25 protein-coding genes are annotated in these 26,040 nt (G+C 59.4%); 12 read left to right on the top strand and 13 right to left on the bottom strand.

The features are described 5' to 3' along the window. Positions 1–2 precede the first annotated feature (2 nt). Complete coding sequence (gene pgl, locus ACR0DJ_RS06045; RefSeq protein ID WP_257598799.1) at positions 3–674, bottom strand: 6-phosphogluconolactonase; 672 nt, start codon at positions 672–674, stop codon at positions 3–5. Continuing rightward, entirely contained in the window at positions 671–2,125 is a 1,455-nt protein-coding gene (gene zwf, locus ACR0DJ_RS06040) for a glucose-6-phosphate dehydrogenase (protein WP_257598800.1), read from the bottom strand. Before zwf ends, pgl begins: the two co-directional genes overlap by 4 nt. Before the next feature lie 163 nt (positions 2,126–2,288). On the opposite strand from zwf, the gene ACR0DJ_RS06035 reads away from it, so the two are divergent. After that, positions 2,289–3,242 (top strand): radical SAM protein, encoded by a 954-nt coding sequence (locus tag ACR0DJ_RS06035; RefSeq protein WP_480684199.1) that lies wholly within the window; start codon positions 2,289–2,291, stop codon positions 3,240–3,242. On the opposite strand, the gene ACR0DJ_RS06030 is transcribed toward ACR0DJ_RS06035, so the two are convergent. Together ACR0DJ_RS06030 and ACR0DJ_RS06025 are read right to left on the bottom strand one after the other, a co-directional pair. Further along, positions 3,243–3,905 carry a lipid-binding SYLF domain-containing protein gene (locus ACR0DJ_RS06030; RefSeq protein WP_480684197.1) on the bottom strand — a complete coding sequence of 221 codons (663 nt, stop codon included), beginning with the start codon at positions 3,903–3,905 and terminating at the stop codon, positions 3,243–3,245. A gap of 98 nt (positions 3,906–4,003) precedes the next feature. Beyond that, positions 4,004–4,273, bottom strand: coding sequence for an usg protein (locus tag ACR0DJ_RS06025; protein WP_152458119.1), 270 nt, complete (start codon positions 4,271–4,273; stop codon positions 4,004–4,006). Between the two features lie 193 nt (positions 4,274–4,466). Between ACR0DJ_RS06025 and gyrA the strand changes: the two genes are divergently transcribed. Together gyrA and trhA are read left to right on the top strand one after the other, a co-directional pair. After that, on the top strand, positions 4,467–7,193 hold the full coding sequence (gyrA, locus tag ACR0DJ_RS06020; RefSeq protein ID WP_257598803.1) for a DNA gyrase subunit A: 2,727 nt from the start codon (positions 4,467–4,469) through the stop codon (positions 7,191–7,193). Positions 7,194–7,324: 131 nt separating this feature from the next. Further along, entirely contained in the window at positions 7,325–7,987 is a 663-nt protein-coding gene (gene trhA, locus ACR0DJ_RS06015; RefSeq protein WP_257598804.1) for a PAQR family membrane homeostasis protein TrhA, read from the top strand. 155 nt (positions 7,988–8,142) lie between these two features. Here the strand turns inward: trhA and ACR0DJ_RS06010 are convergent, their stop codons facing one another. From ACR0DJ_RS06010 to ACR0DJ_RS05995, 4 genes are all read right to left on the bottom strand, one after another. Continuing rightward, the gene (locus tag ACR0DJ_RS06010) at positions 8,143–8,892 is read right to left on the bottom strand and encodes a CE1 family esterase (protein ID WP_480684194.1); all 750 of its coding nucleotides are present in this window, start codon (positions 8,890–8,892) and stop codon (positions 8,143–8,145) included. A 149-nt stretch (positions 8,893–9,041) separates the two neighbouring features. Next, the gene (locus ACR0DJ_RS06005) at positions 9,042–10,511 is read right to left on the bottom strand and encodes a carboxypeptidase M32 (RefSeq protein ID WP_480684192.1); all 1,470 of its coding nucleotides are present in this window, start codon (positions 10,509–10,511) and stop codon (positions 9,042–9,044) included. A 1-nt stretch (position 10,512) separates the two neighbouring features. Continuing rightward, positions 10,513–11,661, bottom strand: a complete 1,149-nt coding sequence (gene ctaA / locus ACR0DJ_RS06000) for a heme A synthase (protein WP_480684190.1) — start codon at positions 11,659–11,661, stop codon at positions 10,513–10,515. A gap of 59 nt (positions 11,662–11,720) precedes the next feature. Continuing rightward, on the bottom strand, positions 11,721–12,464 hold the full coding sequence (locus ACR0DJ_RS05995; RefSeq protein ID WP_170344120.1) for an RNA methyltransferase: 744 nt from the start codon (positions 12,462–12,464) through the stop codon (positions 11,721–11,723). 155 nt (positions 12,465–12,619) lie between these two features. Between ACR0DJ_RS05995 and ACR0DJ_RS05990 the strand changes: the two genes are divergently transcribed. Beyond that, positions 12,620–13,240: a thiamine phosphate synthase gene (locus tag ACR0DJ_RS05990; protein ID WP_480684188.1), complete on the top strand. Its 621-nt coding sequence runs from the start codon at positions 12,620–12,622 to the stop codon at positions 13,238–13,240. Here the strand turns inward: ACR0DJ_RS05990 and ACR0DJ_RS05985 are convergent. Further along, positions 13,237–14,379, bottom strand: coding sequence for a HupE/UreJ family protein (locus ACR0DJ_RS05985; RefSeq protein ID WP_480684186.1), 1,143 nt, complete (start codon positions 14,377–14,379; stop codon positions 13,237–13,239). The genes ACR0DJ_RS05990 and ACR0DJ_RS05985 overlap by 4 nt on opposite strands. Positions 14,380–14,550: 171 nt before the next feature. On the opposite strand from ACR0DJ_RS05985, the gene ACR0DJ_RS05980 reads away from it, so the two are divergent. The 3 genes from ACR0DJ_RS05980 (at position 14,551) to ACR0DJ_RS05970 (ending at position 17,094) form a co-directional block, all read left to right on the top strand. After that, positions 14,551–15,444: a PfkB family carbohydrate kinase gene (locus tag ACR0DJ_RS05980; protein WP_480684184.1), complete on the top strand. Its 894-nt coding sequence runs from the start codon at positions 14,551–14,553 to the stop codon at positions 15,442–15,444. Beyond that, a complete protein-coding gene (locus ACR0DJ_RS05975) occupies positions 15,441–16,352 on the top strand; it encodes a pseudouridine-5'-phosphate glycosidase (RefSeq protein ID WP_480684182.1) in 912 nt (303 codons plus the stop codon). The genes ACR0DJ_RS05980 and ACR0DJ_RS05975 overlap by 4 nt, the downstream gene beginning before the upstream one ends. Positions 16,353–16,416: 64 nt before the next feature. Next, a complete protein-coding gene (locus ACR0DJ_RS05970; protein ID WP_170344115.1) occupies positions 16,417–17,094 on the top strand; it encodes a DUF502 domain-containing protein in 678 nt (225 codons plus the stop codon). Here ACR0DJ_RS05970 and ACR0DJ_RS05965 read toward each other — a convergent pair whose 3' ends face one another. From ACR0DJ_RS05965 to ACR0DJ_RS05955, 3 genes are all read right to left on the bottom strand, one after another. Beyond that, positions 17,095–18,120 carry a patatin-like phospholipase family protein gene (locus tag ACR0DJ_RS05965; protein WP_480684180.1) on the bottom strand — a complete coding sequence of 342 codons (1,026 nt, stop codon included), beginning with the start codon at positions 18,118–18,120 and terminating at the stop codon, positions 17,095–17,097. It lies immediately after the preceding gene. 64 nt (positions 18,121–18,184) lie between these two features. Then, positions 18,185–18,958, bottom strand: a complete 774-nt coding sequence (locus ACR0DJ_RS05960; RefSeq protein ID WP_480684179.1) for a 3-hydroxybutyrate dehydrogenase — start codon at positions 18,956–18,958, stop codon at positions 18,185–18,187. 135 nt (positions 18,959–19,093) lie between these two features. Next, a complete protein-coding gene (locus ACR0DJ_RS05955) occupies positions 19,094–19,312 on the bottom strand; it encodes a hypothetical protein (protein ID WP_257598813.1) in 219 nt (72 codons plus the stop codon). Here ACR0DJ_RS05955 and ACR0DJ_RS05950 point away from each other — a divergent pair. Together ACR0DJ_RS05950 and ACR0DJ_RS05945 are read left to right on the top strand one after the other, a co-directional pair. Continuing rightward, entirely contained in the window at positions 19,257–21,074 is a 1,818-nt protein-coding gene (locus tag ACR0DJ_RS05950) for an extracellular solute-binding protein (RefSeq protein WP_480684177.1), read from the top strand. The genes ACR0DJ_RS05955 and ACR0DJ_RS05950 overlap by 56 nt on opposite strands. A gap of 559 nt (positions 21,075–21,633) precedes the next feature. Further along, on the top strand, positions 21,634–21,873 hold the full coding sequence (locus ACR0DJ_RS05945; RefSeq protein WP_170344111.1) for a hypothetical protein: 240 nt from the start codon (positions 21,634–21,636) through the stop codon (positions 21,871–21,873). On the opposite strand, the gene ACR0DJ_RS05940 is transcribed toward ACR0DJ_RS05945, so the two are convergent. Further along, on the bottom strand, positions 21,862–22,485 hold the full coding sequence (locus ACR0DJ_RS05940; RefSeq protein ID WP_170344110.1) for a helix-turn-helix domain-containing protein: 624 nt from the start codon (positions 22,483–22,485) through the stop codon (positions 21,862–21,864). The genes ACR0DJ_RS05945 and ACR0DJ_RS05940 overlap by 12 nt on opposite strands. A 64-nt stretch (positions 22,486–22,549) precedes the next feature. On the opposite strand from ACR0DJ_RS05940, the gene ACR0DJ_RS05935 reads away from it, so the two are divergent. From ACR0DJ_RS05935 to ACR0DJ_RS05925, 3 genes are all read left to right on the top strand, one after another. Then, complete coding sequence (locus tag ACR0DJ_RS05935) at positions 22,550–24,067, top strand: class I adenylate-forming enzyme family protein (protein ID WP_480684176.1); 1,518 nt, start codon at positions 22,550–22,552, stop codon at positions 24,065–24,067. Beyond that, a complete protein-coding gene (locus ACR0DJ_RS05930) occupies positions 24,064–24,723 on the top strand; it encodes a DsbA family oxidoreductase (RefSeq protein ID WP_257598816.1) in 660 nt (219 codons plus the stop codon). The genes ACR0DJ_RS05935 and ACR0DJ_RS05930 overlap by 4 nt, the downstream gene beginning before the upstream one ends. Before the next feature lie 76 nt (positions 24,724–24,799). Further along, entirely contained in the window at positions 24,800–26,008 is a 1,209-nt protein-coding gene (locus tag ACR0DJ_RS05925; protein WP_480684175.1) for a multidrug effflux MFS transporter, read from the top strand. Positions 26,009–26,040 lie beyond the last annotated feature (32 nt).

Here is a 26,040-nt window from a genome sequence, read left to right as displayed (position 1 = left end):
CCTCACTCCGCCCAATGAACCGTCATGCCACTGAGAACGGCGGCGATCGGTGCTTCTTCCGGCGGCATCGACATGGCCTTTTCCAAAACGTCTCGTTTTGCCTGCCCGTAGATGACCAAGTGTTTCGACAAAGCCCCGTCCAGAACAGGGGCCGTCAAAGAAATCCGGGGCTCTGGCTGAACATCGGTCCGGGCAACGATCAGGGTCGGCGCCTGGCTGTCGAGGGCCTTATCCAGCCCGTCCATTCCGGGGAACAATGAGGCCGTGTGCATGTCTTCGCCCATCCCGAGGACAAGAACCGACAATGGCAGTACCGGCGCGATCAGCGATTCAACCTCTGGCAAAGCCGCTTCAGGCTCTGCGCCCGGTACATAGAGTGGAATGTACTGCGCCACGGATGCCCGGTTGGTCAGCAGTCTCTCCCGGATCAGCCGTTCGTTCGAACGTTCGTGATCAGCCGGTACGCAGCGCTCATCCGTAGGCAGAACGCGCACGCGGTCCCACTCGAGATCAGCGGCGCACAGACTGTCAAAAATCGGCCCCGGTGTTGTCCCGCCGGGGACAGCCAACGCAACCGTGTCGTTGTGCAACAAAGCGGTCTCAAGCTCACCCGCCAACGCGTTTGCCACATCGATGGCAAGCATTTCCCGATCGGCATATTCCTGAATGTTCATGGCTTTATTCCTTGCCAGCGGCGACCATCGCGTTTCATCAGCAGCTCGGCGTCGCCCGGTCCGGTGCTGCCGCTGTCATAAGGTTTGGGCACGTCCCCACGCGCCAGCCATCCGGCGATGATCGGATCAGTCCAGGCCCATGCGGCCTCGACCTCGTCCCCACGCATGAACAGCGTCTGGTTGCCCCGGATCACGTCCATGACGAGGCGTTCGTAAGCATCTGGCGGGTCTTGATTCTCGGGCCCCAGCGCTTCGGCAAAACTCATGTCCAAAGGCACGTCGATCAACCGCATCCCGCCCGGCCCCGGTTCCTTGATCGTCACTTTAAGTGTGATTCCCTCATTGGGTTGCAACCGGATCGACAGTGCATTGGCGTGACGCCCGGCTTCTTCCCCGAAAATCGAATGCGGTGCGTCCTTGAACATCACATTGATAATCGAAGATCGCGCCACCAGCCGTTTACCCGTACGCAAATAAAACGGCGTACCCGCCCATCGCCAATTGCTGACATGCGCCTTCAACGCCACGTAGCTTTCGGTGGTCGAGCGTGGATTGCCGACACATTCGCGGTATCCCGGCCCGTCCGGCCCTGCCGAAAACTGGCCGCGCACGATGTGATGCGGTTCCACCGGATCAAGCGCCCGGATCACCTTGAGCTTTTCATCCCGCACCGCGTCCGGATCGAACTTTGCCGGGGGTTCCATTGCAATCAGACACAGCAGCTGCATCAGGTGGTTCTGCACCATGTCCCGCATCGCACCCGCGCGCTCATAGTATTCTTCGCGCCCTTCGATACCGACGGTTTCCGCAACCGTGATCTGGATGTGGTCGACATACTGGCTGTTCCACAGCGGTTCGAACAGCATATTGCCAAACCGCACAGCCATCAGGTTCTGGACGGTTTCCTTGCCCAGGTAATGATCGATCCGGTAAATCTGGCTTTCATCAAAATGCGCAGCCAGTGTGGCATTCAGCTCTCGCGCGCTGTTCAGGTCATGCCCGAACGGCTTTTCCACCACGATGCGCGTATCTTCGGTTGCCAGATCATAGGCCCGGACCCGCTCGGCCAGGGGGCCGAACAGACTGGGGCCGACCGAGAAATAGAACGCGCGCACACGGTTGGGTGACAGTTTTTCACCCAGCAGATCCCATCCTTCGGTTGATACTGCATCCAGCGGGACATAGTCGACCCGCTGTAGAAAACGCGACACCCCCTGGGACTCCGAAGCGCAGACCGCAGCATGCCGGTGAAGCGATTCTGCGACCATCCGTCGGAAATCTTCCGCGGAATGGCCCGCGCGCGCGGCGGCGATAATCCTTGCATCCTCATGCCATTGCCCGGCGCAAAAGCGACGGTAAAGCGCAGGCAGGATCTTGCGCTGCGCCAGATCGCCGGTGCCGCCGAAAATGATCAGATCAAAGGGATCAACTGGTATGACGCGTGAAACCATGAGTTGTCCTTACCTCGCCCCTTCCGGCATGTCCAATGTTAGCGCAACCATTCGGCAAGAAATCACTCTGTTCAAAACTCTGTCAGAACCGCTGCGTCACCCTTACCAAATCCGCGACAAAGGGCTAGATCAGATCGACGACCTCAAAGAACCGGATGCGGGAATGAAAGACAACGCCCCTCAGCTTGCCAATATCGGCAAGTTTCAAAACAAATCGGTGACAGCTGACGGCCAGGCCCGCGCAAAGGTTTCCCTGACACGGCCCGAAACCCTTTGGTTCAATACGGGCACTTTGTGCAATATCGAATGCGTGAACTGCTATATCGCCAGCAGCCCGACCAATGACGCCTTGGTTTACATCACGGCTGACGAGGTCCGGAACTACCTGGATCAGATCGAAGACCGCAACTGGCCCGTGCACGAAATCGGGTTCACGGGCGGTGAGCCGTTCATGAACCCTGACATGATCGACATGACACACGCCGCGCTGGAACGCGGGTACAAGGTTCTGATCCTGACCAACGCAATGGCGCCGATGATGCGCCGCAAAATGCGCGAAGGGTTGCTGGGGTTGCAAAAGGAATTCAACCACATGTTGACTCTGCGCATTTCGGTCGATCACTTCCGCCCGGCCCTGCACGATGAAGAACGCGGCGACGGCAGTTTCGACAAAACCCTGGCCGGGATGGAATGGTTGCGCGACCACGGATTCAACATGGCCATCGCCGGGCGTACGGTCTGGGGGGATTCAGATGCGGAAAGCCGTGCGGGCTATGCCAGGTTCTTTGCCGAGCACGGATTTGATATTGACCCGCAGAACCCGGCTCGGACCGTTCTGTTCCCCGAAATGGACGAAACTGTCGAGGTTCCCGAAATCACCTCCGCTTGCTGGGGAATTCTGGACAAATCCCCCAACGACGTCATGTGCGCCAGCGCCCGTATGGTGGTCAAACGCAAGGGGGCTGAAAAACCTGCTGTCCTGGCCTGCACCCTGCTGCCCTACGAGCCCGAGTTCGAGATGGGTCATACCCTGGCCGAGGCCGAGGCGGACGTGCATCTGAACCACCCTCATTGCGCCAAGTTCTGCGTTTTGGGCGGGGCCAGCTGTTCTGGCTGATCAGTTCAACTCGGGCGATTTCCAGAACTTGGTGCCCGACGCGCCAGCCGATACGCGCCAGCCTTTTTTGTTGAGAACGAAGAACGAGCGTCCGTCCGTAAAACGCAGGGTTTCGCCCGTTTTGTCCTCGCCATACATGGCCCCTGTTTCTGCGGTCGCGTCATAGCCCTGGTTTATGAACTTATCCAGATCAGCAGGGGTTTCGAACAGGATCACGAATTTGGTCTCGAAACCGCCGATGCCGATGGCACCGCCAACACCGCCTGTTCCCATGTTCATGTATGTGTGTTGCCCGGTGTCTTTCGACACCGCCACACCCCGGCCATAGCCCGCCGACACAGGGAATACTGTAACCTTACGAGAGTCGAACACCGCATATCCGGCACTGACGTCATAGAGTGGCCGCGCATCGGGGTTTTCCGCCAAAAGCTGATCCAAAATCTCGCCTGCCATCGCGTCAAGTTTTGCGCGCGTCTCTTCGGGCGTTGCCTCGTTGGACAGCAGCTCCGAGGTGGACGTGATCGTATCGTCAACCGCCTCGGCGCCTTTGTCGATCGTCTTCCCGACGCTCTCGGCACCTTTCTTGATCTTGTCCAGAACACCCTCGGCCAAAACAGGGCTGCTTATGCAAAGCGCGGCAACAAAGAGAATGGCTCTGGTCATGGTTTTTCCTGTGATACCATCAGATTGGCAGTCACCATACGCGACTTGCCTCAAATGGGAACAGGAATTCCGACACGCAGTCGGACCTGGCCGGTCACTCAGTTCACGCGAAACTCGCCAACCATGTTGCGCCACTCGCCCGGTGCGATCATCTTGCGGTGCGTGAATTTCACGGAATGCAGCGGGCCTTCGATTTCTCGTTGCCAAAACTCGATGAATTCGAACAGTTTGGGATGATCCGGCGCAAGGTCATATTCCTGCCAGATGAAGGTATTCAGGACGTGGACGTAATCGGGCATGTGATAGAAAAACTCGGCCGTTGTCAGGCCATAGCCCTTGAGCATCAATTCGGTTTCACTTGTCTTCATACAGACCTCCGGTTTGTTGCACTGTATTCTCAGGCTAGCACGAAAACCCCCTAATACTTAGATAACAATATGTTACTTGGGTGTTACCAAGGATTCGGACCTCGGGAAGCGCTGCTTGCTTGCACCTTATGTGCCGGGTCTGATAAGGTGCATCCACAAGATATAGACCCAGCACAAAATACGGGCAGTTTACGTGAGCGATACGCCAGAAATCCCAGAAAACATGGATGAAACCCCGCCCGAGCGCCCTGTCTATGACGGCCCGACGGTCTCGATCGAATCCGAGATGCGCACGTCCTATCTGGACTATGCGATGTCGGTCATCGTCAGCCGCGCGATCCCCGATCTGCGCGACGGTTTGAAACCGGTGCATCGGCGCATCCTCTATGCGATGCACGAGACCGGTAATACCCATGACAAACCCTATCGCAAATCGGCCCGTCCGGTGGGTGACGTGATGGGTAAGTATCACCCCCACGGCGACAGCGCGATCTATGACGCGCTGGTGCGGATGGCTCAGGATTTCTCGATGTCGCTGCCGCTGCTGGATGGTCAGGGCAACTTCGGCTCGATGGACGGCGACAACCCGGCGGCCATGCGTTACACCGAGGTCCGCATGGACAAGCCCGCCGCCGCCCTGCTGGCGGATATCGAGAAAGAGACGGTCGATTTCCAGGACAACTATGACGGCAAGGACAAGGAACCCACCGTCCTGCCCGCGCGGTTCCCCAACATGCTGGTCAACGGCGCCGGCGGTATCGCGGTCGGCATGGCCACCAACATCCCGCCGCACAACTTGGGCGAAGTGGTCGACGCGACGCTGGCGCTGATCGACGATCCGGACCTGACCAGCGAACAGCTGATCGAATACGTCCCCGGCCCCGATTTCCCCACAGGCGGCGTGATGCTGGGCCGATCCGGCGCGCGCAAGGCCTATCTGGAAGGCCGCGGCAGCGTCATCATCCGTGCCAAGACCCGCGTCGAGGAGTTGCGCAAGGACCGCTATGCCATCGTCGTGGACGAGATCCCCTATCAGGTGAACAAGGCCTCGATGATCGAGAAGATCGCCGAAGCGGTGCGTGAAAAGCGCATCGAAGGTGTCAGCCATGTTCAGGACGAATCCGACCGTAACGGCGTACGGGTGGTGGTCGAGCTGAAGCGCGACGCGACACCCGAGGTGGTGCTGAATCAGCTGTACCGCTTCACGCCGATGCAGACCTCGTTCGGCTGCAACATGCTGGCGTTGAACGGCGGCCGCCCCGAGCAGCTGACCCTGCGCCGCTTCCTGACCAGCTTCATCGACTTCCGCGAAGATGTCGTTGCCCGCCGCACCGCATACGACCTGCGCAAGGCGCGGGAACGCAGCCATGTCCTGTGCGGTCTGGCCGTTGCGGTCTCGAACGTGGACGAGGTCGTGGCCACGATCCGGTCCTCGGCCGACGCCGCCGAGGCGCGCGAAAAGCTGATGACCCGCCGCTGGCCCGCGGCCGAGATCGAAAGCTATCTGCGCCTGATCGACGACCCGCTGTCCAAGATGAACGACGACGGCACCTACAACCTGACCGAGGTTCAGGCCCGTGCCATCCTTGACCTGCGCCTGCAACGCCTGACGCAACTGGGCGTCAAAGAGGTCACGGACGAGTTGGAAGAGCTGGCCGCCAAGATCAAGGAATACCTGGATATCCTGTCCTCGCGCGAACGCATCATGGGCATCATCGCTGATGAACTGCGCAGCGTCCGCGAACAGTTCGCGGTACCGCGCCGCACCGAGATCGTCGACTGGTCCGGCGACATGGAAGACGAGGATCTGATCGAGCGCGAAGACATGGTCGTGACCGTCACTTCCGGCGGCTATATCAAACGAACCCCGCTGGCCGATTTCCGCGCGCAAAAGCGCGGCGGCAAGGGGCTGTCGGGCATGCAGACCAAGGAAGAGGACGTGGTCACCACCCTCTTCGTGGCCAACACGCACACTCAGCTACTGTTCTTCACCACCGACGGGATGGTCTACAAGCTCAAGACCTGGCGCCTGCCCCAATCGGGGCGCACCGGCAAGGGCAAGGCGATCGTCAACATCCTGCCGATACCCACGGGTGTTTCGATTGCGGCGATCATGCCGGTCGATGTGCCGGATGAAGAATGGGAAAACCTTCAGATCGTCTTCGCCACCAGCGCCGGCGACGTGCGCCGCAACGCGCTGAGCGATTTCACCAACGTCAAGCGCAACGGCAAGATCGCGATGGACCTGCCCGAGGGCGTGGAACTGGTCAACGCGCGCATCTGCTCGGACGATGACGACGTGATGCTGGTCACCAATTCCGGCCGGGCGATCCGTTTCTCCACAACCGACGTGCGGGTGTTCAAGGGGCGCAAATCGACCGGCGTGCGCGGCATCCGACTGAACGCGGGCGACCGTGTGGTCTCGATGTCGGTGATCCGCCATTTCGAGGCCACCCCGGACGAGCGCGCCGCCTATCTGAAGATGCGTCGCCTAATGGCCGGCGTGACCGATGACACCGAAACCGACGAGGATGGCGGCAATGCCGACAGCATCCTGCCGCAGGAACGCTATGCCGAGATGTCGGCGGCCGAGAACCTGATCCTGACCATCACGGCCAAAGGATCGGGCAAGCTCAGCTCGTCGCATGACTACCCGGTGCGCGGTCGTGGCGGCATGGGCGTGATGGCGATGGACAAGGCGATGCGGGGCGGCCCGCTGGTGGCCTCGTTCCCGGTCGAAATCGACGACCAGATCATGCTGGCCACCTCCAAGGGTCAGTCGATCCGGGTTCCGGTCGACGGCATCTCGTTCCGGTCCCGCAGTGCCGGCGGGGTCAAGGTGTTCAACACTGGCAAGGGCGAAGAGGTCGTCAGCGTCGCCCGGATCGCCGATCAGGGTGATGAGGAAACCGAAGAATAGCCCTCACGCTCAATTACGGATCTGAAACAAAACGCTCGCCCTGCGGGCGTTTTGTCATTCTGGATCACGATATCGACAACTCTCGGGATGATCTGCTTGCCCGAAGCCATTCTGCCGCCTAGCCTTTTCATATGTGGTCTTTTGCGCATATCCGACCAGCTTACAGTCGCACGGAACGGATCAGCGACGGTGTGGTCCATGTGCTCGGTGTCTCAAGTGCGTTGGTTGCCGTACCCCTGCTGATCACAATGACCATCTATTACCGGTATGATCAATCTGCGGTTCTGGGTGCCTCGGTTTACGGGGTGACGCTGATACTCATGCTCACGTTTTCCGCCTTGTACAACATGGTCGAAAACGAGGAATGGCGCGGGTTCCTGCAGCGCCTCGATCATTCTGGCATCTACGTCAAGATCGCTGGGACCTATACGCCGTTTCTACTGTTGTCCGGTGCTCAGCCCCCGGGGCTGCTACTCGGATTGTGGTCTTCGGCGACGCTTGGGTCGGTTCTCAAGATGCTGGACCCAAACCGGTTCCGTTGGTTCGGGCTTGCGTTATACCTATTGATGGGTTGGGCGGTGGTCTGGGCCGGGCAATCCATGCTGGCAGACCTGTCCCCCACAATCGTCACGCTGATGATTGCCGGAGGGCTCGTGTACACGGCCGGGGTCGCCTTCTACCTGCTGGACTGGCTGCCGTTCCACAACACGATCTGGCACGTATTTGTGCTGCTGGGCAGCGTATTGTTTTTTGCGGCGGTCGCGGCCCGAATCGAACTGGTTCAGGTCGTTTAGGATAACCCGCTCGTTTTTGTCAGGGAAAAAGTTTGCGCAAAACGAAAGTTGGCGTCGCCCAATAAAGGGTTCCGCGTGAAGCCGAAGACAAATTGCGCGGCATGTCCCGCGACCATCTCTCCGTCTTCACCAGTCCAGTTTTGTGTTGGAAGCCCCTATTCCAAAGCATTCACCGTCTCAAACCAGTCAAGCATCAGATCGCTCCAGCCACTTGGAACGCCATGCCCGGCCTCATAACCGATCACCGAAACGGTCGAACCGGTTTTACAACCGCTTAGAATGCGCTGATCATGGCTATCTGCCTCAACAACTTCATCCTTTTGGCAGCCTGCAGAAGATGCGAGCCTTAACGTAGCCTCACCTGCACCCATATATCCCGGATCAGACCACGAAGACCCGGAACCGGCGAAAGGAATAACCGTGTCGTCATGACCATGGCTATAGAACATATCGAAATCGAAGTCCGCTGAAGCACAATCCCCAGGCTGGCCACGCACCGGTGTTCCAGCAATAGGGGCGAAGGCTTTTAAACATGGGTCAATAACTGCACAGGCAAGATACCAAGCGAAGGATCCGCCTCGGGAATGGTCAGTGGTTACGATCTGCGCCGGATCAACGGGGAATCGAGCTAACACGTCCTCAAGCATATTGGCAATGAACTCAAAATCATCCCGGCCATAATATGCGTCATTCCAAACCCACCTTGTACCCGGGCCGTTTCGGTATTCAATTTCCAGCGCGGTCGGAGCGACAATGGCATACCCGCGCTCCAGTATCGGCTTGACAAGAAATGCACTCTGAATCACCCGCTGCCCCGTTCCGCGCGGCCCATGAAGAAAGATCACGGCCGGAAATGGTCCTTTGCCCTTCGGAATCAATACACTGTATTGACGTCCGGAAACCATACATGGGGCACCCACGCCGCCACATTCCTGTGCTCGGTACAGATGTGAAAAGCTCTCCGCAGGTCGCGCTGGTTTGAGCGCTAAAACCAAAGCCATTGCTGCAATGCAAAGAGCAATGAGCCTTACCGTTCAGTTGCCGCTCCGTGCTTTCACAGCCCATATATCGCGCTGAACTTCTGTTCCAGATATCCCAGCAAAGGTTCGGGTCCCGGCTCAATGCCGCTTGCCCGTCGGATAATCTCGCGCGGGGCATAAAGCCCGCCGTGCTGCTGGACGTGTTCGCGCAGCCAAGCAGTTGCGCCAGATGTGTCGCCGTCTGCCAGTTGGGCATCCAGCCCCGGCACCGCCGCTCGCAGGGCCTGATACAGACATCCTGCATAGACATTGCCCAGCGAATAGGTCGGGAAGTACCCGAACAGCCCGACCGACCAGTGCACATCCTGCAAGCAGCCGTTCGACGGTTTGTCGACCGCATAACCGAAGTCAGCCTTGAAGCGGTCATTCCAGGCCGCCTCAAGTTCGTTGACCTGCAAGTCTCCGGCCATCAAAGCGCGCTCAAGATCGAAGCGAAGCATGATGTGCAGATTGTATTGCACTTCATCGGCTTCGGTGCGGATATAGCCGTTGTGAACCCGGTTGACGGTGGCATAGAACGCGTCTGCATCGGCAATTCCGAAATCGCCGAATGCGTCTTTCATCTGATCGAACAACCAGCCCGTAAACGCACGCGAACGGCCAAGCTGGTTTTCATAGATCCGACTTTGGCTTTCATGCACACCCATGGATACGCCACGCCCCAGTGGCGTCAGCAGGTAGTCGCGGTCGATCCCCTGTTCGTAAGCGGCGTGGCCGACCTCGTGAATGGTGGAAAAAAAGCAGTTGAACGGGTCCGTTTCGCTGGTTCGCGTGGTGATGCGCACATCCAGACCCGAACCCGAGCTGAACGGATGAACCGCCTTGTCCACACGGCCGTTGTTCAGGTCATAGCCGAAGGTAATCGCCAGTTTTTGCGCAAGCTGCATCTGGATCAGCTCATCAAAGCTGCCGCTCAGCGCGGCAGGTTCCGGGCGGTCCAGAACAGCCGCGCGCAAGGCCACCAGACGTGGACGCATCTCATCGAAAATGGCCGCGATCTGAGCGCCGGTCGTATAGGGTTCATAATCCTCGACCATGGCGTCATAGACGTCTCCGCCCTGTGCCAGCGCCTCGCCTTCCTGACGCTTCAGCGATACGACCTCTTCCAGCACCGGAAGGAACGCCGAGACATCTTCGTCCGCGCGCGCCTGGGCCCATGTTCCCTGTGCGGCGGACGTAATTCGGGCAATCGCCGTAGCCAGATCGGCAGGCACCTTGACCGCCCGATCATAGGCGCGCCGGATTTCCCGAAGCTGCGCCTTTCCGACTTCATCCTGAGGCGCGGCCTGATCCAGCCACTCTGCCACGCGTGGATCTGCACGACGCGCATGAAGGACCGCCTCGATAGCGGCCATTTCTTCGGCACGTTGAGGTGCGGACCCGCGCGGCATGACGGTTTCCTGATCCCAGCCAAGCCGACCGGCAACCTGGCCCAATGCCGAGGTGTCACGCTGAAAAGCCATCAGTTCATCGAAAGCGGTCATGTTATTTTTCTCCGCGCACAGATGTTGCGATTGGATATGCAGTCAGGAACCGTGCGCGCAGGATCAGGGTCCAGACGACGACGGCCATGAACTGGTGGAAGATGGCGATCTGCCAGGGCGCTCCGTAGACGACGGTTACGATACCGACGACAACCTGCACCGACAGGGCCGCAAAAGCCGCATTGAAGGCGAAGCGCGTCTGGGGATGCGCGCTGCTGCTGCCGCGGCGCCAGACGAAGATGCCAAAGGCGAACAAGGCGTAGCCCACGCAGCGGTGGATGAACTGTACCAGCCCCGGGCTTTCGAAGAAATTGCGCCACATCGGTTCAAGTGCGGTGGCGTCCGGCGGCAGCAGCTGCCCGCCGATCAGCGGCCAGTCGGTATAAGACCGTCCGGCGTCGATCCCGGCGACAAGCGCGCCAATGAGTATTTGCAAAAAGGCGAAATGCATCAGGCCCGTGGACAGCGAGAACAGTTTCGCTTCCTTCATGCGGCGTGCCTGCATCAGGTCACGTTCTTCCCGGCCGAGCTCGAAAATATACCAAGCGAGGAACCCGAGAATTACGAAGGCCAGTCCCAGATGGGTGGCCAGGCGATAGCTGGCGACGGCGGTCATCCCCTCGCCCTGCGTCACGCCCGAAGCGACCATCCACCAGCCGACAGCACCCTGCACACCGCCCATAAGGCCGGGGATCAGCAGCTTGCCTGTCCAACCCGTGGGTATCTTGCGGGCCACGAGAAAACCCAGAAAACCGGCGGCCCAGACCAGCCCGATCAAGCGGCCCAGTTGGCGATGCCCCCATTCCCACCAGTAGATGGTTTTGAAGTCGCTCAGCTGCATCCACTGGTTCTGAATGCGCCACTGGTCGATCTGCTTGTACTTGTCGAACTCGGCCTGCCAGTCGGCCTCGGACATCGGTGGAACCGCTCCGGTGATCGGGCGCCATTCGGTGATCGAAAGACCGCTGTCAGTCAGACGCGTCAGGCCGCCGACTGCGATCATCACGACGACCAGCGCAAACAGTATCATCAGCCAGGCACGGATTGCCCTGCGCGCGCCGCCACGCCCCCGGTCGATCATACCGGGTTGAACCGCCTGTTGTTTTTCCGTGTCCGAGACCTCTTCGAAGATGCTGCGCTTACCGCTCATGCTGTCCTCATGTCCTGATTTCGTCGCAAGCTAGGGTGTGGCGGAAGATAGGTCCAGCCTCAGCCTTTGTCTTTCCAGCGGACCATCTGCCGCATGATCCCGTGCAGCATCTGCACGTCGGCCCGCGTCATCCGCATCCGCGACCACAGGTTGCGCAGGTTGATCTTCATGCCCTCGGCCTTTTCTGGGGGGTAGAAGAACCCGGCCTCTTCCAGCCGGTCCTCGTAGTGCTCGACCAGTTTTTCGACTTCGATCCCCGTGGCCCAGTCGCCCTTGCCCAGATCGGTGGATTCATGCACCACGTCGCCGGTCTGGCGCATCCACTCGTAAGCGGTCAGCAAGACGCATTGGCCCAGGTTCAGCGACGCGTATTCCGGGTTCACAGGCACCGAGATGATTGCGTTTGCCTTGGCGATGTCTTCGTTCTCCAACCCCGCGCGTTCGGGGCCGAACAGAACCGCAACCTTTTCGCCCGCCGCGACCTTTTCAGCGGCGATCTGCATGGCGCGCTCGGGGCTGTAGACGGGTTTTGTCAGCCCGCGCTGCCGTGCAGTGGTGGCGAAGACAAAAGTGCTGTCGGCCAGCGATCCGGCCAGATCGTCAAACAGCTGCGCTTCGTCCAGCAACCGGCCCGCACCGCTGGACATCGCCACCGCCTTGGGGTTCGGCCAGCCGTCACGGGGCGCCACGATGCGCATCCGGTCCAGCCCAAAGTTCCACATCGCCCGGGCCGCGGCACCGATATTCTCACCCATCTGCGGGCGAACAAGCACGAAGGAAGGCTGGGATTTGTCGCTGGGCATGGTTCACCTTATGAAAACTTGGCCTGCTGTAATCGGCAGGCACTTGCAGGGCAAGGCGTTGGGGGTGTTATTTGCGCGGCCTCAGCCATAAAAGTTTGCTTCCCCGCCGCAATCCGCTAAACCGCGCCAAAGACTGAAACCCGAAGGACGCGCCCATGGACACCCCCGAGCAGCCGCAGATTTACCTGATCACGCCTCCGACGATCGAGCTGAGCACGTTCCCCTCCAAACTGGCCTCGGTTCTGGACGGGGCCGAGATCGCCTGCATCCGCCTGGCGCTGGCTGGCAACGACGAAGATACCATCGCCCGTGCTGCTGATGCCTGCCGCGAGGTGGCCCACGCCCGCGACGTAGCCATCGTTATCTCGAACCACGTGCTGCTGGCGCAACGTCTGGGGCTGGACGGGGTGCATCTGGATGACGGCGCGCGCTCGGTCCGTGCCGCGCGCAAGGAACTGGGCGCGGACGCGATCGTCGGAAGCTTCTGCGGCGCGTCCAGCCATGACGGCATGACGGCGGGCGAACACGGCGCGGATTATGTGGCCTTCGGCCCCGTAGGCACTGCCACGTTGGGCGACGGAACCCGCGCCGAAAAGGATCTGTTCCAATGGTGGTCCGAGATGATCGAAGTTCCGGTCGTGGCCGAAGGCGGCCTGACGCCTGAACTGATCGGTGATCTGGCCCCCTGCACCGATTTCTTTGGTATCGGCGACGAGATCTGGGGCGGTGACGACCCGCTGGGTGCGCTGAACAGGCTGCTGGCGGCGATCTCTTAAGCCAGCAACCAGGGTTCAGCCATCCAATACACGCCGATCCCGGCGATCAGAATCGAGGCCAGAACCGAAATCCGGCCTCTTGTTCTGTGTGACCCGCCTGCAACCAAAAGCGCGCAGGCAAAGGCCAGAACAGCCACGAAGACAATCGGCATTATATTTCCGACGCCAAACCCAAAAACAGCCGGGGCCAGATGATCGGGCGGCACCCCGATCCCAGTCAGAGCCGTAGCCAATATCACCCCGTGAAGACTGCCTGCGGCAAGCACAGCCAACAGGCGCCAGACCTGCAAGTGCCGGGCCACCAGGTTCCATAGCGCCAGAATGATGATCGCAGCCACCAAGGCCTGATCCTGCATGTTTTCTGGTACGTCCAGCACACCGTACATGCCCAACCCGAGCCCGATAAAAACTCCTGCTGCCAAAAACGCCACCTGAGACATCACAGGCCCCAGGCTCAGCGTCAGCATCACGAGTGTCAGAACAAGGATGGATGGCTTTAGGGGGCTTTGAACAAATCGGCTGATCCCCTTTGCGAAATACGTCTGCAATGTCTGCTCGGTCGTCAGCGACGCCCCGCCCTGCAACGGGATCAAGGGGCTGATTTCTCCGGCCGTCAGAAACCCTGTATACGGGGCCACAACGTTTTGCTGCCGAAGCACGACCGACCCGCCGTTCAGCGGCCAGGTCAGGCGCAGGTTCGATGCCTGATCCGACAAATGAGCGGTCAACAACAATTTGGAAACACGCACTTTTTCCACATCCCCCACCACGGGAATACGCACACCTTCATAAGACAGGTCCAGGCGATCAGGTGCTTCGACAACAAGGCTCTGCTTCCAGACCTGAACGAAATTCCTGATCTGAGGTTCCAGTTCCGATGACACCAATCGTCGCAGAGATCGGTACTGTGAATTGCCGGAATAAGCGTCGGGTTGTGTCGGATCGGCACCGGCCAGCATAGCCTCGGCGTTCAGTTTCACCTCAAGAAACAGAGTGTCATCCTTGACCCAGAAATCAATGACCGTCGGCGGGGCCGTTTGCGCCTTTACGGATCCCGGATGCAAGGTCAGAAGAACGATAATACTCAGGGCGCAGGTATTGAGGGCTCGGAGGATGGCACGGAAGACAGGGCCATTCATACGAAACGCTCCAACAGGAAAACAAAATCACCAATCATTGCATTTGATTGTTCCCGCGAAGGCCTCGGATCGCAAGCCCAAAGGCGATTTCGGCCCAGGCCGGTCGGGAATCTCTTGTTGCGAAGACGTTCCGGCTTGCACGGGCTACACCGCTGCGGCATGACGTCCCCTATGACTCAGAACACCAATATCCTGTGCATCGGCTCGGTCCTGTGGGACGTGATCGGCCGATCGGCCAGCGCCATGCGACAGGGCTCGGACGTGCCGGGCCGGATCACCCGCCTGCCCGGCGGCGTTGCGATGAACATCGCCATGACACTGGTGCGTTTCGGCATGACACCCACCCTGCTGACCGCCATTGGCCGCGATCCCGAAGGCGACGAGCTTGTCCATGCCTGTTCGCGCCTCGGCATGGTGACGGATCACATCTATCGGTCGCAGGATTTGCCGACTGACCGCTATATGGCCGTCGAAGGTGCGAACGGGTTGATCGCGGCGATTGCCGACGCGCATTCGCTGGAGGCCGCAGGCGCAAAGATACTGCGCCCCTTGATGCACGGGCCTTTGGGCTATGAGAACGCACCGTTTGAGGGCCCGATCGCACTGGATGGCAATCTGACACTGGACCTGCTGGAAGAAATTGCCCAAAGCCCTGCTTTTGCCCTTGCTGATCTGCGCGTGGCCCCGGCCTCGCCCGGTAAGGCCGAACGTCTGCTGCCCTTCCTGAAACACGCCCGTGCCACGCTCTATGTGAACCTCGAAGAGGCTGGCATCCTGTGCCAGCGCGAATTCCCTGATTCCGAATCCGCCGCGAAAGGCCTTCTGGATCGCGGCGCGCTGCGCGTTCTGGTCACCGATGGCGGCAATTCGGCAACCATCGGCAGCTCGACAGAAGTCCTGACGCAAACACCCCCTGCCGTTCTGGTCACCCGCGTGACCGGTGCCGGGGATACTTTCATGGCGGCCCATATCGCCTCAGAATCCCGCGGTGCATCCAGTGACGAGGCTCTGGCCCGCGCCCTGCACGCCGCTGCAACCTACGTTTCCGGAGAAACCCCACTGTGATCGACATCCAATACTCAGCCGAAGTCCGCGCCGCCAAGGACGCGGGCCTGCCCATCGTTGCGCTGGAAAGCACCATCATCACCCACGGGATGCCCTACCCGCAGAACATCGAAGTCGCGGCACAGGTCGAACAGGACATCCGCGATGCGGGTGCGGTTCCTGCAACCATGGCCGTGATCGAAGGCAAATTGCATGTGGGGCTTGAGCAGGATCAGCTGCAATGGCTGGGTCAGGCACAAGGCGTTGCCAAGATCTCGCGCGCGGACATGGCAGCGTGCATCTCGACCGGTGGCACCGGGGCCACCACCGTTGCCGCCACGATGATCGCCGCGCATTATGCCGGGATCGAGGTTTTTGCCACCGGCGGTATCGGCGGCGTGCATCAGGGGGCCGAGACCACGTTCGACATCTCTGCCGATCTGCACGAGCTTGGGCATACGCCCGTGACCGTCGTCGCAGCCGGGGCGAAAGCCATCCTGGACCTTGCCAAAACGCTTGAGGTTCTGGAAACGCTGGGCGTGCCCGTGATTGCACATGGTCAGGACGAGTTTCCTGCGTTCTGGTCGGCAAAGTCGCCCTTTGCCGCGCCCCTGCGCATGGACAGTGCCGACGCCATCGCCAAGGCCCACTCCACCCGCCGCGCGCTGGGTCTGCCGGGCGGGCAGTTGGTGGCAAACCCGATTCCGGCCGCCAATCAGATCCCGGCCGAGGAACTGGCCCCGATCATCGCCGAAGCCCAGTCAGATGCGGATGCCCATCGTATCACCGGCAAAGCCGTGACCCCCTATCTGCTGCAACGTATCTTTGAAAAGACCGAAGGCCGGTCCCTGGTCGCCAACATCGCCCTTGTTCGAAACAATGCGCGGTTGGCGGCAAAGATCGCGCAAGCGCTGGTCAAACAGAGGTGACGTTAACCTATTGTACCAAGGCCGTGGATTGACTACCTAATTCCGGAAACCATTCGGAACCGCAATGAATACACCGTTCGACGAAGAACCTCACCGCCGCCCGGGCATGCTTTCACGGCTGCGCGCGTCCTTTCTGACGGGCGTCGTGGTCATTGCGCCTGTCTGGTTGACGGTCTGGCTGATCTGGTCGGTGGTCGGCTGGATAGACAGCGCGGTCCTGCCGCTGGTGCCCCACCAGTTCCAGCCCGAACAGTACGTGGGCATCAACCTGCGCGGTGTGGGCGTGGTGATCTTCCTGATATTCACCGTTCTGGTCGGCTGGATCGCCAAGGGCATTCTGGGCCGTTCCCTGATCCACTTCGCCGAAAGCGTTGTTGACCGGATGCCTGTCGTGCGCTCGGTCTATTCCGGGATCAAACAGATTTCGGAAACGGTGTTTGCCCAGACTGAGCGTTCTTTTGAAAAAGCCTGCCTGATCCAGTACCCGCGTCGCGGAATCTGGGCCATCGGCTTTGTCTCGACCAGCGCCAAGGGTGAGGTAAGCGAACGCGCCGAAACCGGCGGAGAGCTGCTGAGCGTCTTCGTACCCACGACACCCAACCCGACATCGGGGTTCCTGCTGTTCTTCCCCGAAGAAGACGTGATTCTGCTGGATATGAGCATCGAAGACGCAGCCAAACTGGTGATTTCAGCGGGGCTTGTCTATCCGAATGGAAAAGATCCGACCCAGCCACCCGAATGATCAGCTGAACATCGCAGGCAGATCAATTGTGCTGGCCTGACCCAAATCGTCCTTGTGTTCGGCAAGAAAACCATCCGCCGCGTCCCGTCCGGCCTGTTTCAGCTTATGTAGAATGACCGGATTGGGCACGGTCTTGGTGGCAACGGACAGGCTGTTCATCAACGCGTCATCCGCAATCATGTGAACCAGAACACGGCTCATCTCTCCGGAAGTCAGCTTGCCCTCTTTCAGCAACCGTTGGACAAAGCTGATCGCCCGCAACTCGCGAAACAGGGATGAGTTGAAGCTGATCTCGTTGATCCGGTTCTGGATTTGCTGCGGTGTGACCGGAACTTCGTCGCGCTCCAGCGGATTGATGTTCACGATCACCACGTCATCCGGCAAATCATCGTTGAACAGCGGATAGAGCGCCGGATTGCCGGTATACCCTCCGTCCCAATAGGCTTCGGTCCGGTTTGTATTCGGGTCAAAAATCTCAACCGCCTTGAACAGGGTCGGCAAACAGGCCGAGGCCAGAATAGCATCCGTGCTGATCTCGTCTCCGGTAAAGACGCGGATCTTGCCGCTGCGTACGCAAGTGGCGCACACAAACAGGCGCGGGCCTTCTTCCGCGCATATCTCGTCAAAATTGAACCTGTCCACCACCGGCTTCAAGGGGTTGCTGTAGAACGGTCCGTACGCATAGGGCGACACCATCCGCGACCACGCATCCCCGATCGAAAACGGCACAGAATATTCCACCGCCTGCGCGATGGCCGCCGGTTCCAGGCCGCGAAACCAGTTGGCAAAACGCATGTCGCCAATAGCGCCCATGCGCGTCCACAACCCATCCAGGCGCGCCCGCGCGCCTTCGCGCCCGGAATGAACCATACCAGATTTGTAGGCCGCACCGTTCAGCGCCCCTGCGGAAGTTCCTGTGATGGCAGCGACCTCGATGTCTTCCTCGTCCAAAAGACGATCAAGCACACCCCAGGTGAACGCCCCATGCGCCCCACCTCCCTGCAAAGCCAGATTGATCCGCTTCATACCGCAACCCCTTCATCTTTTTCAAAATACTCCGGGGGTGTGGGGGCAGCGCCCCCACGAAACCTCAAAGCGCTGTCCAGCCGCCATCGACGGAAATCGTGGTTCCGGTGATCTGAGCCGCCGCGTCCGAGCACAGAAAGACAGTCGTTCCACCCAGTTGCTCGACGGTGGCGAACTCCTTGGACGGTTGCCGTTCCAATAGAATGTTCTTCACAACGTCCTCACGGCTCATGTTGTATTCTTTCATCGTATCGGGGATCTGCGACTCGACCAGCGGCGTCAGCACATATCCCGGGCAGATGGCGTTGCAGGTGATCGGCTCCTGCGCGGTTTCCAGCGCTACGGTCTTGGTCATTCCCACCACGCCGTGTTTGGCCGCAACATATGCCGCCTTGTAAGGGGATGCCGTCAGACCGTGGGCCGAGGCGATGTTCACCACCCGTCCCCAACCCGCCTTGCGCATCATCGGCAACGCGGCCGCCGTGGTGTGAAAGGCCGAGTTCATGTTGATTGCGATAATCGCGTCCCACTTTTCAACAGGGAATTTGTCGATCGGCGAGACATGCTGAATCCCGGCATTGTTCACCAGAATGTCACAAGACCCCGTCTGTTCGATCAAGGATCGGCACTCCTCGCCCTTGGACATGTCGGCCTTGATGTAGCGCGCATTGGTTCCGGTCTCTTTCGCAATTTCGGCGGCCAGCGCGTGATCTTCATCGCGATCGGTAAAGGAATTCAGAACCACATCGGCACCGGCCTTGGCCAGCTCGCGCGCGACGCCCAGCCCGATGCCCGAATTTGATCCCGTGATGATTGCCGTTTTGCCGGACAGGCTCATGTCCATTCTCCCTCAAGCGTTGATCAGGCGCACCATGCCATGCTGCACCTGCAAAGAAAACGGGGAAACACTTCAGATTGGAATCCCGGCCTGAGACTTCGCGACGCACAAAAAAACGCCCGCACGAAGCGGGCGTTAAGTTATTGAGGCAGGTTTCATACAGGCAAGAAACCTATCGAGCAGTGCAACCTTTATAAGCAATTCTGCGCCTTGGTCCAAGCTAAAAGTTTGATAATAAGAAAAATCATCACTACGGTGAACACCAACAAAATAAGGCCAGAGCAGGATTGTTTCCAAAATGAGCCCGGATTTTCTCCGTCCGTTTCGATCCCTTTTGGCGGGAATCGCCAGCATTTTCGTGATCTCCGTCGCCCATGCAGAATCGTCTCATGGCATAGCTATGTATGGGGACCCGGCCCTACCACCGGATTTTGTGTCACTCCCATACGCCAACCCGGATGCCCCCAAAGGCGGCAAAGCGGTGTTCGGAAACACGGGCGGCTTTAACAGCCTGAACCCGTTTTTGCAAAAAGGCACCGCGCCATGGCAATTGCCGTTCTGGACCCACGAAAGCCTGATGGGGCGATCCTGGGACGAACCTTTCACACTTTACGGGCTGTTAGCCGAATCAGTTGAGACCGATCCAGACCGGTCCTGGGTCGAATTCACCCTGCGGGAGGAGGCGCGTTTTTCAGACGGCACCCCGGTCACGGTCGATGATGTGATCTGGTCTTACGAGACTTTGGGCACCCGGGGGCATCTGCGCTATCGCGGGCTTTGGGGCAAGATCGACAGTATCGAACAAACCGGCCCGCGTTCGGTACGGATCACGTTCAATGAGCCCGACCGAGAGCTTGCGCTGCTGGCCGGGATGCGCCCGATCCTGAAAAAGGCGCAATGGGAGGGCAAGGATTTCGCGGATGCACAACTGCATGATGTGCCGATTGGAACCGGCCCCTATGTGATCGAAAGCTACGAAGCGGGGCGCTTTGTGAATCTGCGACGCAATTCGGACTATTGGGGGACCGACATTCCGTTTCGCCGCGGCACCATGAACCTTGATGAGCTGCGGATCGAATTCTACGGCGACGGCAGCGTCTTGTTCGAAGCTTTCAAAGCCGGAGAGTTGTCGGCCATTCGTGAATTCAATGCCGACAAATGGGACACGCAATACAACTTTCCCGCCGTGCAGCGCGGCGACGTCATCAAGACTGAAATTCCGCATGGAAAACCGTCGGGAATGACCGGGTTCGTGATGAACACACGAAAGGCTCCGTTCGACGACTGGCGCGTGCGCGAAGCGCTGATGCTTGCCTTCAACTTCGAGTTCATCAACGACACGATAACCGGTGGCGCCCAACCAAGGATCACGTCTTATTTCTCGGGGTCCGACCTTGCCATGCAGCCCGGCCCGGCCCGGGGGCAGGTTAAAGACCTGTTGCTTCCTTACGCTGACATCCTGTTGCCCGGCACGCTGGAAGGGTATGAACTGCCGAAGGGGGACGGATCGGCCCGGAATCGGTCAAACCTTCGCAAGGCCACCAAGCTTTTGAGCGAGGCAGGCTGGACCGTTCAGGACGGCGAACTGCGCAACGGAAATGGTGATGCCTTTCAGGTGACTTTCCTGCTGCAACAGGGCGACAGCGAGATGGCAACCGTGGTCGAGATCTATTCCCGCGCGCTGGAACGTCTTGGCATCCGGGTCACGACGGAACAGGTCGACAATGCCCAATATGTCGGGCGCACGTCTGAACTGGACTTTGACGTCACGACGTTCCGCCGGGCACTTTCTCTGTCTCCTGGCAATGAACAGCGTCTTTATTGGGGCAGCGAAACTGCTGATGCCCCCGGCACACGCAACCTGATGGGCGTATCCTCGCCCGCAGTTGATGCCATGATCGATGCCATGCTGGCCTCAAAAACCCGCGAGGACTTTACCGCCGCCACCCGTGCGCTGGACCGGGTACTGACAGCAGGCCGCTATGTCATCCCGATCTGGAGCTTTGACATCGGACGCATTGCGCATGTCAAAGAACTGAAGCACCCGAAAACCCTGCCCATCTATGGCGACGGTCCGCAATACATGCCAGAGGTATGGTGGTACGACGCCCGATAGAGGCGTGATCCACAGGCCAGCCGATGGATATGTGATCCCGGCTGGTCCTTCCAAGCGGGCATTCCGAACGTCGGAGGCTCGAAGCTCCACCTGTTCCGTACAATCTCCGGTCAGAAAGTTTCCATCAGTCGGCAAAATTCAGCACATTGCCACGTCATACAAGATATCGTTTGATCGCACACAAACCGCCATAAAGTGCTGCCAACACCATCATCACCGGGTGATCCCGCAGGAAACGCCCTCGAACAGTTTTACTCATCCATAAAAATCTGTATATAAACGGCATATTTAGCCCTCAGAAACAGCCGGAGACAGCCCAAGATCCCGGACTGCCCGGACAATCTGACGCTGGAAACCAAAGAACAAACGGGCCCGCCGCCACTCACACCAAATGTAGGCCCGTCGGCCCGTTGCGGAAACTTCGCAGCGGGCACAAATCCCCCTCGAAAAAGCGTGGTCCAGCGCTGCGACATTTTGTCATGTCTTACCCTGCGGCACCCTATCCGTACTCTGGTATCGGGGGAGAGCAGTCCTAATCGTTGCTAAGGGAAGCTCATTGATGATGAACTGGACCGATCTTACGAACGACTGGAATGCGGCATGCGAACGCGCAAAGCGGCGTTTCCCGAACCTGCGTGACAAGGACATGATGCGCGTGTTGAAGGATCGAAAAGGGTTTGAAGCCTATTTGGCCGAACGTCACCAACTTACGATGAACGAGGCGCATGAAGAGGTCGAAGATTTCCTGTTCACCGAAGGGCTGAACCGGGAATTCAGCCGAACCGCTTTAGGCAAGTGATGTGACCCAAAGGATCGTCGCGTCTTCGTCACTGACGGAAATCACGTTGTGGCCCATGCTGCCGTCGTAATACGCACTGTCCCCTCTGCGCATCTCAACCGGCTCGTAAAACTCGGTGTAAAGCTTGACGACACCGGTCAGCACATACATGAATTCTTCACCGTCATGGCGCACCCAGCCGTCAAATTCATCCATTGATCTTGCACGGACCCGCGCACGATAGGGCAGCATTTGTTTCTTGGTCAGGGTTTCGGCCAGCAGCTCGTGTTCATAGGTTGTCGTGGCATGGGCCGTGCCGTCGCCCACACGGGTGATCGCCATGCGTCCGATCACCTGATCGCGCTGGGGCGGCGTGAACAGTTGCGGCACAGAAATCTCCAGCCCGGTCGCAAGCTTCTTGAGCGCGTCGTAGGTCGGCGACATCTGCCCGTTTTCAATCTTGCTGAGGGTCGAACGTGCCAATCCGGCCTGACTGGCCGCCTGTTCCAATGTCCATTCCCGCGCTTTGCGCAGTTCTCGCACACGTGCGCCAAGGTCCAACGGTTCGACTTCGGTATGGGCGCCAGAGTCGCGGGCAATTCGGATCAGAGATTTGGGATCTTGAGTGCTCATGACCCTTCTATAGGCCCGGCCAGCCACGCTTGCAACGCGACAGGCGGCGCGATAGCCAGAGGCCATGTTGTCAATCTTCGATCAGGGGTCGCCCGCACCCTGCCCCGCGCCATTCAATCTGGCGGCTCATGTTCTGGGCCGCGCCGATCACGCGCCGGACAAAGTGGCCTTGTCAGTATTGCGCCCGAATGGCGCGCTGGACTGGACCTATCGCAATCTGAAAGCAGCCGTGCTGGGCACCGGCGCGGGGTTGCTGCGGGCCGGGTTGAAACCCGGTGATATTGCCCTGATGCGGTTGGGAAACACGGTGGATTTCCCGATTGCCTATCTGGCGGCAATTGCCGTGGGTATCGTGCCGGTGCCGACATCGTCGCAGCTGACGGAACCCGAAACCGCCAAAATGATCGACGAGCTTTCTCCGGCGGCCATACTGCGTGATCCGGGCGTTGCCTGCGCCTCGCATTCCAGGCAGATCGGGCTGGACGCGTTGAAAGCGATGCGAAACCTGCCCCCGGCAGATTTTGACATGGGCGATCCGGAACGTATGGCCTATGTCGTCTACACCTCTGGAACTTCGGGCAAGCCTCGGGCCGTGGCCCATGCCCATCGGGCAATCTGGGCGCGGCAGATGATGGTGGATGGCTGGTATGGTCTACGCGAGACCGACCGGCTGTGTCACGCGGGGGCTTTCAACTGGACCTATACGCTGGGCACTGGGTTGATGGATCCATGGACCATGGGGGCAACCGCCCTGATCCCGGAACCCGGCACCGATTTAACGGCCCTGCCAGAGTTGCTGCGCCAGCATGGCGCAACGATCTTTGCTGCGGCCCCGGGGGTCTTTCGCAAGTTGGTGCAAGGGCGCAATCGGTTGGAGCTGCCAGACCTGCGCCACGGATTGTGCGCGGGTGAGAAACTGTCGCGCGCCCTGCACGAACAGTGGCTGAACGCCACCGGCACCGAGCTGTTCGAAGCCTACGGCATGTCCGAATGCTCTACCTTCATTTCCTCCAGCCCGAACCATCCTGCGCGCGGCGACGCATTGGGACAACCGCAACCCGGGCGTCGTGTGGCGATCCTTGGTCCGGACGGTCCGGTGCCACAGGGGCAGGAAGGCACCATCGCCATTCACCGGTCTGACCCCGGGTTGATGCTGACCTATCTCAACGCACCCGATGAGGTTGAAACGCGGATGCAGGGTGAATGGTTTCTGACTGGCGATCAGGGGGCCATGGCAGTGGATGGCCAAATCAGCTATCTGGGCCGCGACGACGACATGATGAACGCGGGTGGCTATCGCGTGTCCCCGGTCGAGGTCGAAGCCGCCCTGTCCCGCTTTCCGGGCATCACCCAAGTCGGCGCAGCGGCAGTCGAGGTCAAACCGGACACATTTGTGATCGCGGCCTTCTATACGGGCCCGGAAAAGCTGGACGATGCGGCCTTGCGCACCTATGTCGAAGCCAACCTGGCGCGGTACAAACAACCCCGCGCCTTCATCCATCTGCCTGCCCTGCCGACCGGCGGAAACGGCAAACTCCTGCGCCGGGCGCTGCCGGCCTATTTCGAGGCACCAACAAAATGACCCAGACCGTCAAGCTCGACATCCTGTCCGATCCGATCTGCCCGTGGTGCTATATCGGCAAGACTCAACTGGACAAGGCGCTGGCCAACGCGCCCGACCACCCCTTTGTCATTGAATGGCATCCGTTCCAGTTGAACCCTGACATGCCGGATGCGGGAATGGATCGGCGCGAATATCTCGAGCGCAAGTTCGGCGGCAAGGACGGCGCGGTTCGCGCCTATGCGCCGGTGGTGGAACAGGCCGAAAAGGCAGGTTTGAACATCAACTTCGAGGCCATGGAACGTACCCCCAACACGCTGGACGCCCATCGCCTGATCCATTGGGCTGGCATCGAAGGCAAGCAGAACGAGGTGGTGGATGCGCTGTTCGACGCCTATTTCGTACAGGGTCGCGACATCGGCGACCACGAGGTGCTGGCCGACATCGCAGACAGCACCGGAATGGACGCAGCCGTGGTCATGAAGTTGCTGAAATCAGACGCCGACCGCGAGGAAATCCGCAACCGCGATGCTCATTCCCGCAAAATGGGCGTCAGTTCGGTCCCGACCTTCATCGTTGCGAACCAACATGCAGTTCCCGGCGCGCAACCTCCTGAAATGTGGGAGAAAGTGATCGCTGAAATCATGTCTCAACTTGAGGCTTCCCCTGCAGAATAGCACAGAGGTCTGTGCAATTTTCCAGTCTGGCCTATGCCGACCCGCCGTGATAGCGCGAACGGGTTAGGAGTGCTTCATGGCCAATCGCATGTCGAAGGCGGAATTCATCGCACTGATTGCAATGATGTTCGCCACCATCGCCTTTTCGATCGATTCAATGCTGCCTGCGCTGCCCGAGATCGGCGCGCAGCTCAGCCCCGATGACGTTAACCGTGCCCAACTGATCCTGACGTCATTTGTATTGGGCATGGGGATCGGCACGTTTTTCACCGGCCCTCTTTCGGATGCGCTGGGACGCAAGCCGGTCATTTACGGCGGCGCGGCCCTATACATTGCAGCCTCAGCGGTTGCGTGGGCCAGTTCTTCACTGGAACTGGTCTTGATTGCGCGTGTGGTTCAGGGCCTGGGCGCCGCAGGTCCGCGCGTGGTGGCCATGGCGATCATTCGCGACCTGTATTCGGGCCGCGAAATGGCGCGGATCGTCTCGATTGCGATGATGATTTTCACGTTGGTACCCGCAGCGGCACCGATGTTGGGCGCCGGTGTGATCGCCCTGTTTGGCTGGCGCGGGATCTTCGTGTCTTTCATTCTGTTTGCGTTGGTCATCATTTCCTGGATGGGTGTTCGCTTGCCGGAATCTCTGGCCCGGGAAAACCGCCGTCCCTTCCGCATTCCGCTGATGTTCTCGGCCGCGAAGGAAATGTTTTCCCATCCGACCGTGCGCCTTTCGATCATGGTTCAGACGCTTTGCATGGGGGTGCTGTTCACCATGCTGACAATGGTTCAGCCCATTTATGACGTAATCCATGACCGCGCCGAAAGTTTTCCGTTCTGGTTCGGGTTCGTGGCGCTGATGTCCGGGTCGGCCAGTTTGCTGAACGCGGCACTAGTGGTGCGTGTGGGCATGCGCCGGATGGTGACATGGGCGCTGGGTGGGCAAATCCTGATCACCGCTTTTGTCATGACGCTCAACACCATGCACCTTTCGCCGGACGCTTCATTTGCGCTGTTCGTGTTCTGGCAAACCATGGTGTTTTTCATGGCCGGCGTGACGATGGGCAACCTGAACGCCATCGCGATGGAGCCGATGGGGCATATTGCCGGAATGGCAGCCTCGGTCATCGGATCGATTTCGACGGTGCTGGCCGCCGCCATCGCCGCACCAATCGGGCTGTTGTTCGACGGTTCGATCACGCCTTTGACCTTCGGCATCCTGAGCATGTGCATTCTGGCCTTCGGGCTTATGCTGCATATGGGCCGCGTTGAAGAACGCCTGCCAGCCTGATCTGTGCGACTCGTCAGAAACGCGCTACTCTC

The organism is Ruegeria sp. BF10, assembly GCF_056538725.1.
Note: the sequence above shows the minus strand (reverse complement) of the source record. Positions and strands in the feature narration are given on the sequence as shown.

Coding starts and splice junctions, on each gene's coding strand:
- ACR0DJ_RS05960 (WP_480684179.1), bottom strand. CDS start 18,958: ATGAGCCTGTCCGGCAAAACGGCAATCATCACGGGATCAAATTCGGGC.
- ACR0DJ_RS06030 (WP_480684197.1), bottom strand. CDS start 3,905: ATGACCAGAGCCATTCTCTTTGTTGCCGCGCTTTGCATAAGCAGCCCT.
- ACR0DJ_RS05930 (WP_257598816.1), top strand. CDS start 24,064: ATGACCCAGACCGTCAAGCTCGACATCCTGTCCGATCCGATCTGCCCG.
- ACR0DJ_RS05940 (WP_170344110.1), bottom strand. CDS start 22,485: ATGAGCACTCAAGATCCCAAATCTCTGATCCGAATTGCCCGCGACTCT.
- pgl (WP_257598799.1), bottom strand. CDS start 674: ATGAACATTCAGGAATATGCCGATCGGGAAATGCTTGCCATCGATGTG.
- ACR0DJ_RS06010 (WP_480684194.1), bottom strand. CDS start 8,892: ATGGTTTCCGGACGTCAATACAGTGTATTGATTCCGAAGGGCAAAGGA.
- zwf (WP_257598800.1), bottom strand. CDS start 2,125: ATGGTTTCACGCGTCATACCAGTTGATCCCTTTGATCTGATCATTTTC.
- ctaA (WP_480684190.1), bottom strand. CDS start 11,661: ATGAGCGGTAAGCGCAGCATCTTCGAAGAGGTCTCGGACACGGAAAAA.
- ACR0DJ_RS05925 (WP_480684175.1), top strand. CDS start 24,800: ATGGCCAATCGCATGTCGAAGGCGGAATTCATCGCACTGATTGCAATG.
- ACR0DJ_RS05950 (WP_480684177.1), top strand. CDS start 19,257: ATGAGCCCGGATTTTCTCCGTCCGTTTCGATCCCTTTTGGCGGGAATC.
- ACR0DJ_RS05980 (WP_480684184.1), top strand. CDS start 14,551: ATGACTCAGAACACCAATATCCTGTGCATCGGCTCGGTCCTGTGGGAC.
- ACR0DJ_RS05985 (WP_480684186.1), bottom strand. CDS start 14,379: ATGAATGGCCCTGTCTTCCGTGCCATCCTCCGAGCCCTCAATACCTGC.
- ACR0DJ_RS05945 (WP_170344111.1), top strand. CDS start 21,634: ATGATGAACTGGACCGATCTTACGAACGACTGGAATGCGGCATGCGAA.
- ACR0DJ_RS05970 (WP_170344115.1), top strand. CDS start 16,417: ATGAATACACCGTTCGACGAAGAACCTCACCGCCGCCCGGGCATGCTT.
- ACR0DJ_RS06005 (WP_480684192.1), bottom strand. CDS start 10,511: ATGACCGCTTTCGATGAACTGATGGCTTTTCAGCGTGACACCTCGGCA.
- ACR0DJ_RS05995 (WP_170344120.1), bottom strand. CDS start 12,464: ATGCCCAGCGACAAATCCCAGCCTTCCTTCGTGCTTGTTCGCCCGCAG.
- ACR0DJ_RS06035 (WP_480684199.1), top strand. CDS start 2,289: ATGAAAGACAACGCCCCTCAGCTTGCCAATATCGGCAAGTTTCAAAAC.
- trhA (WP_257598804.1), top strand. CDS start 7,325: ATGTGGTCTTTTGCGCATATCCGACCAGCTTACAGTCGCACGGAACGG.
- ACR0DJ_RS05965 (WP_480684180.1), bottom strand. CDS start 18,120: ATGAAGCGGATCAATCTGGCTTTGCAGGGAGGTGGGGCGCATGGGGCG.
- ACR0DJ_RS05935 (WP_480684176.1), top strand. CDS start 22,550: ATGTTGTCAATCTTCGATCAGGGGTCGCCCGCACCCTGCCCCGCGCCA.
- ACR0DJ_RS05955 (WP_257598813.1), bottom strand. CDS start 19,312: ATGCTGGCGATTCCCGCCAAAAGGGATCGAAACGGACGGAGAAAATCC.
- ACR0DJ_RS06025 (WP_152458119.1), bottom strand. CDS start 4,273: ATGAAGACAAGTGAAACCGAATTGATGCTCAAGGGCTATGGCCTGACA.
- ACR0DJ_RS05990 (WP_480684188.1), top strand. CDS start 12,620: ATGGACACCCCCGAGCAGCCGCAGATTTACCTGATCACGCCTCCGACG.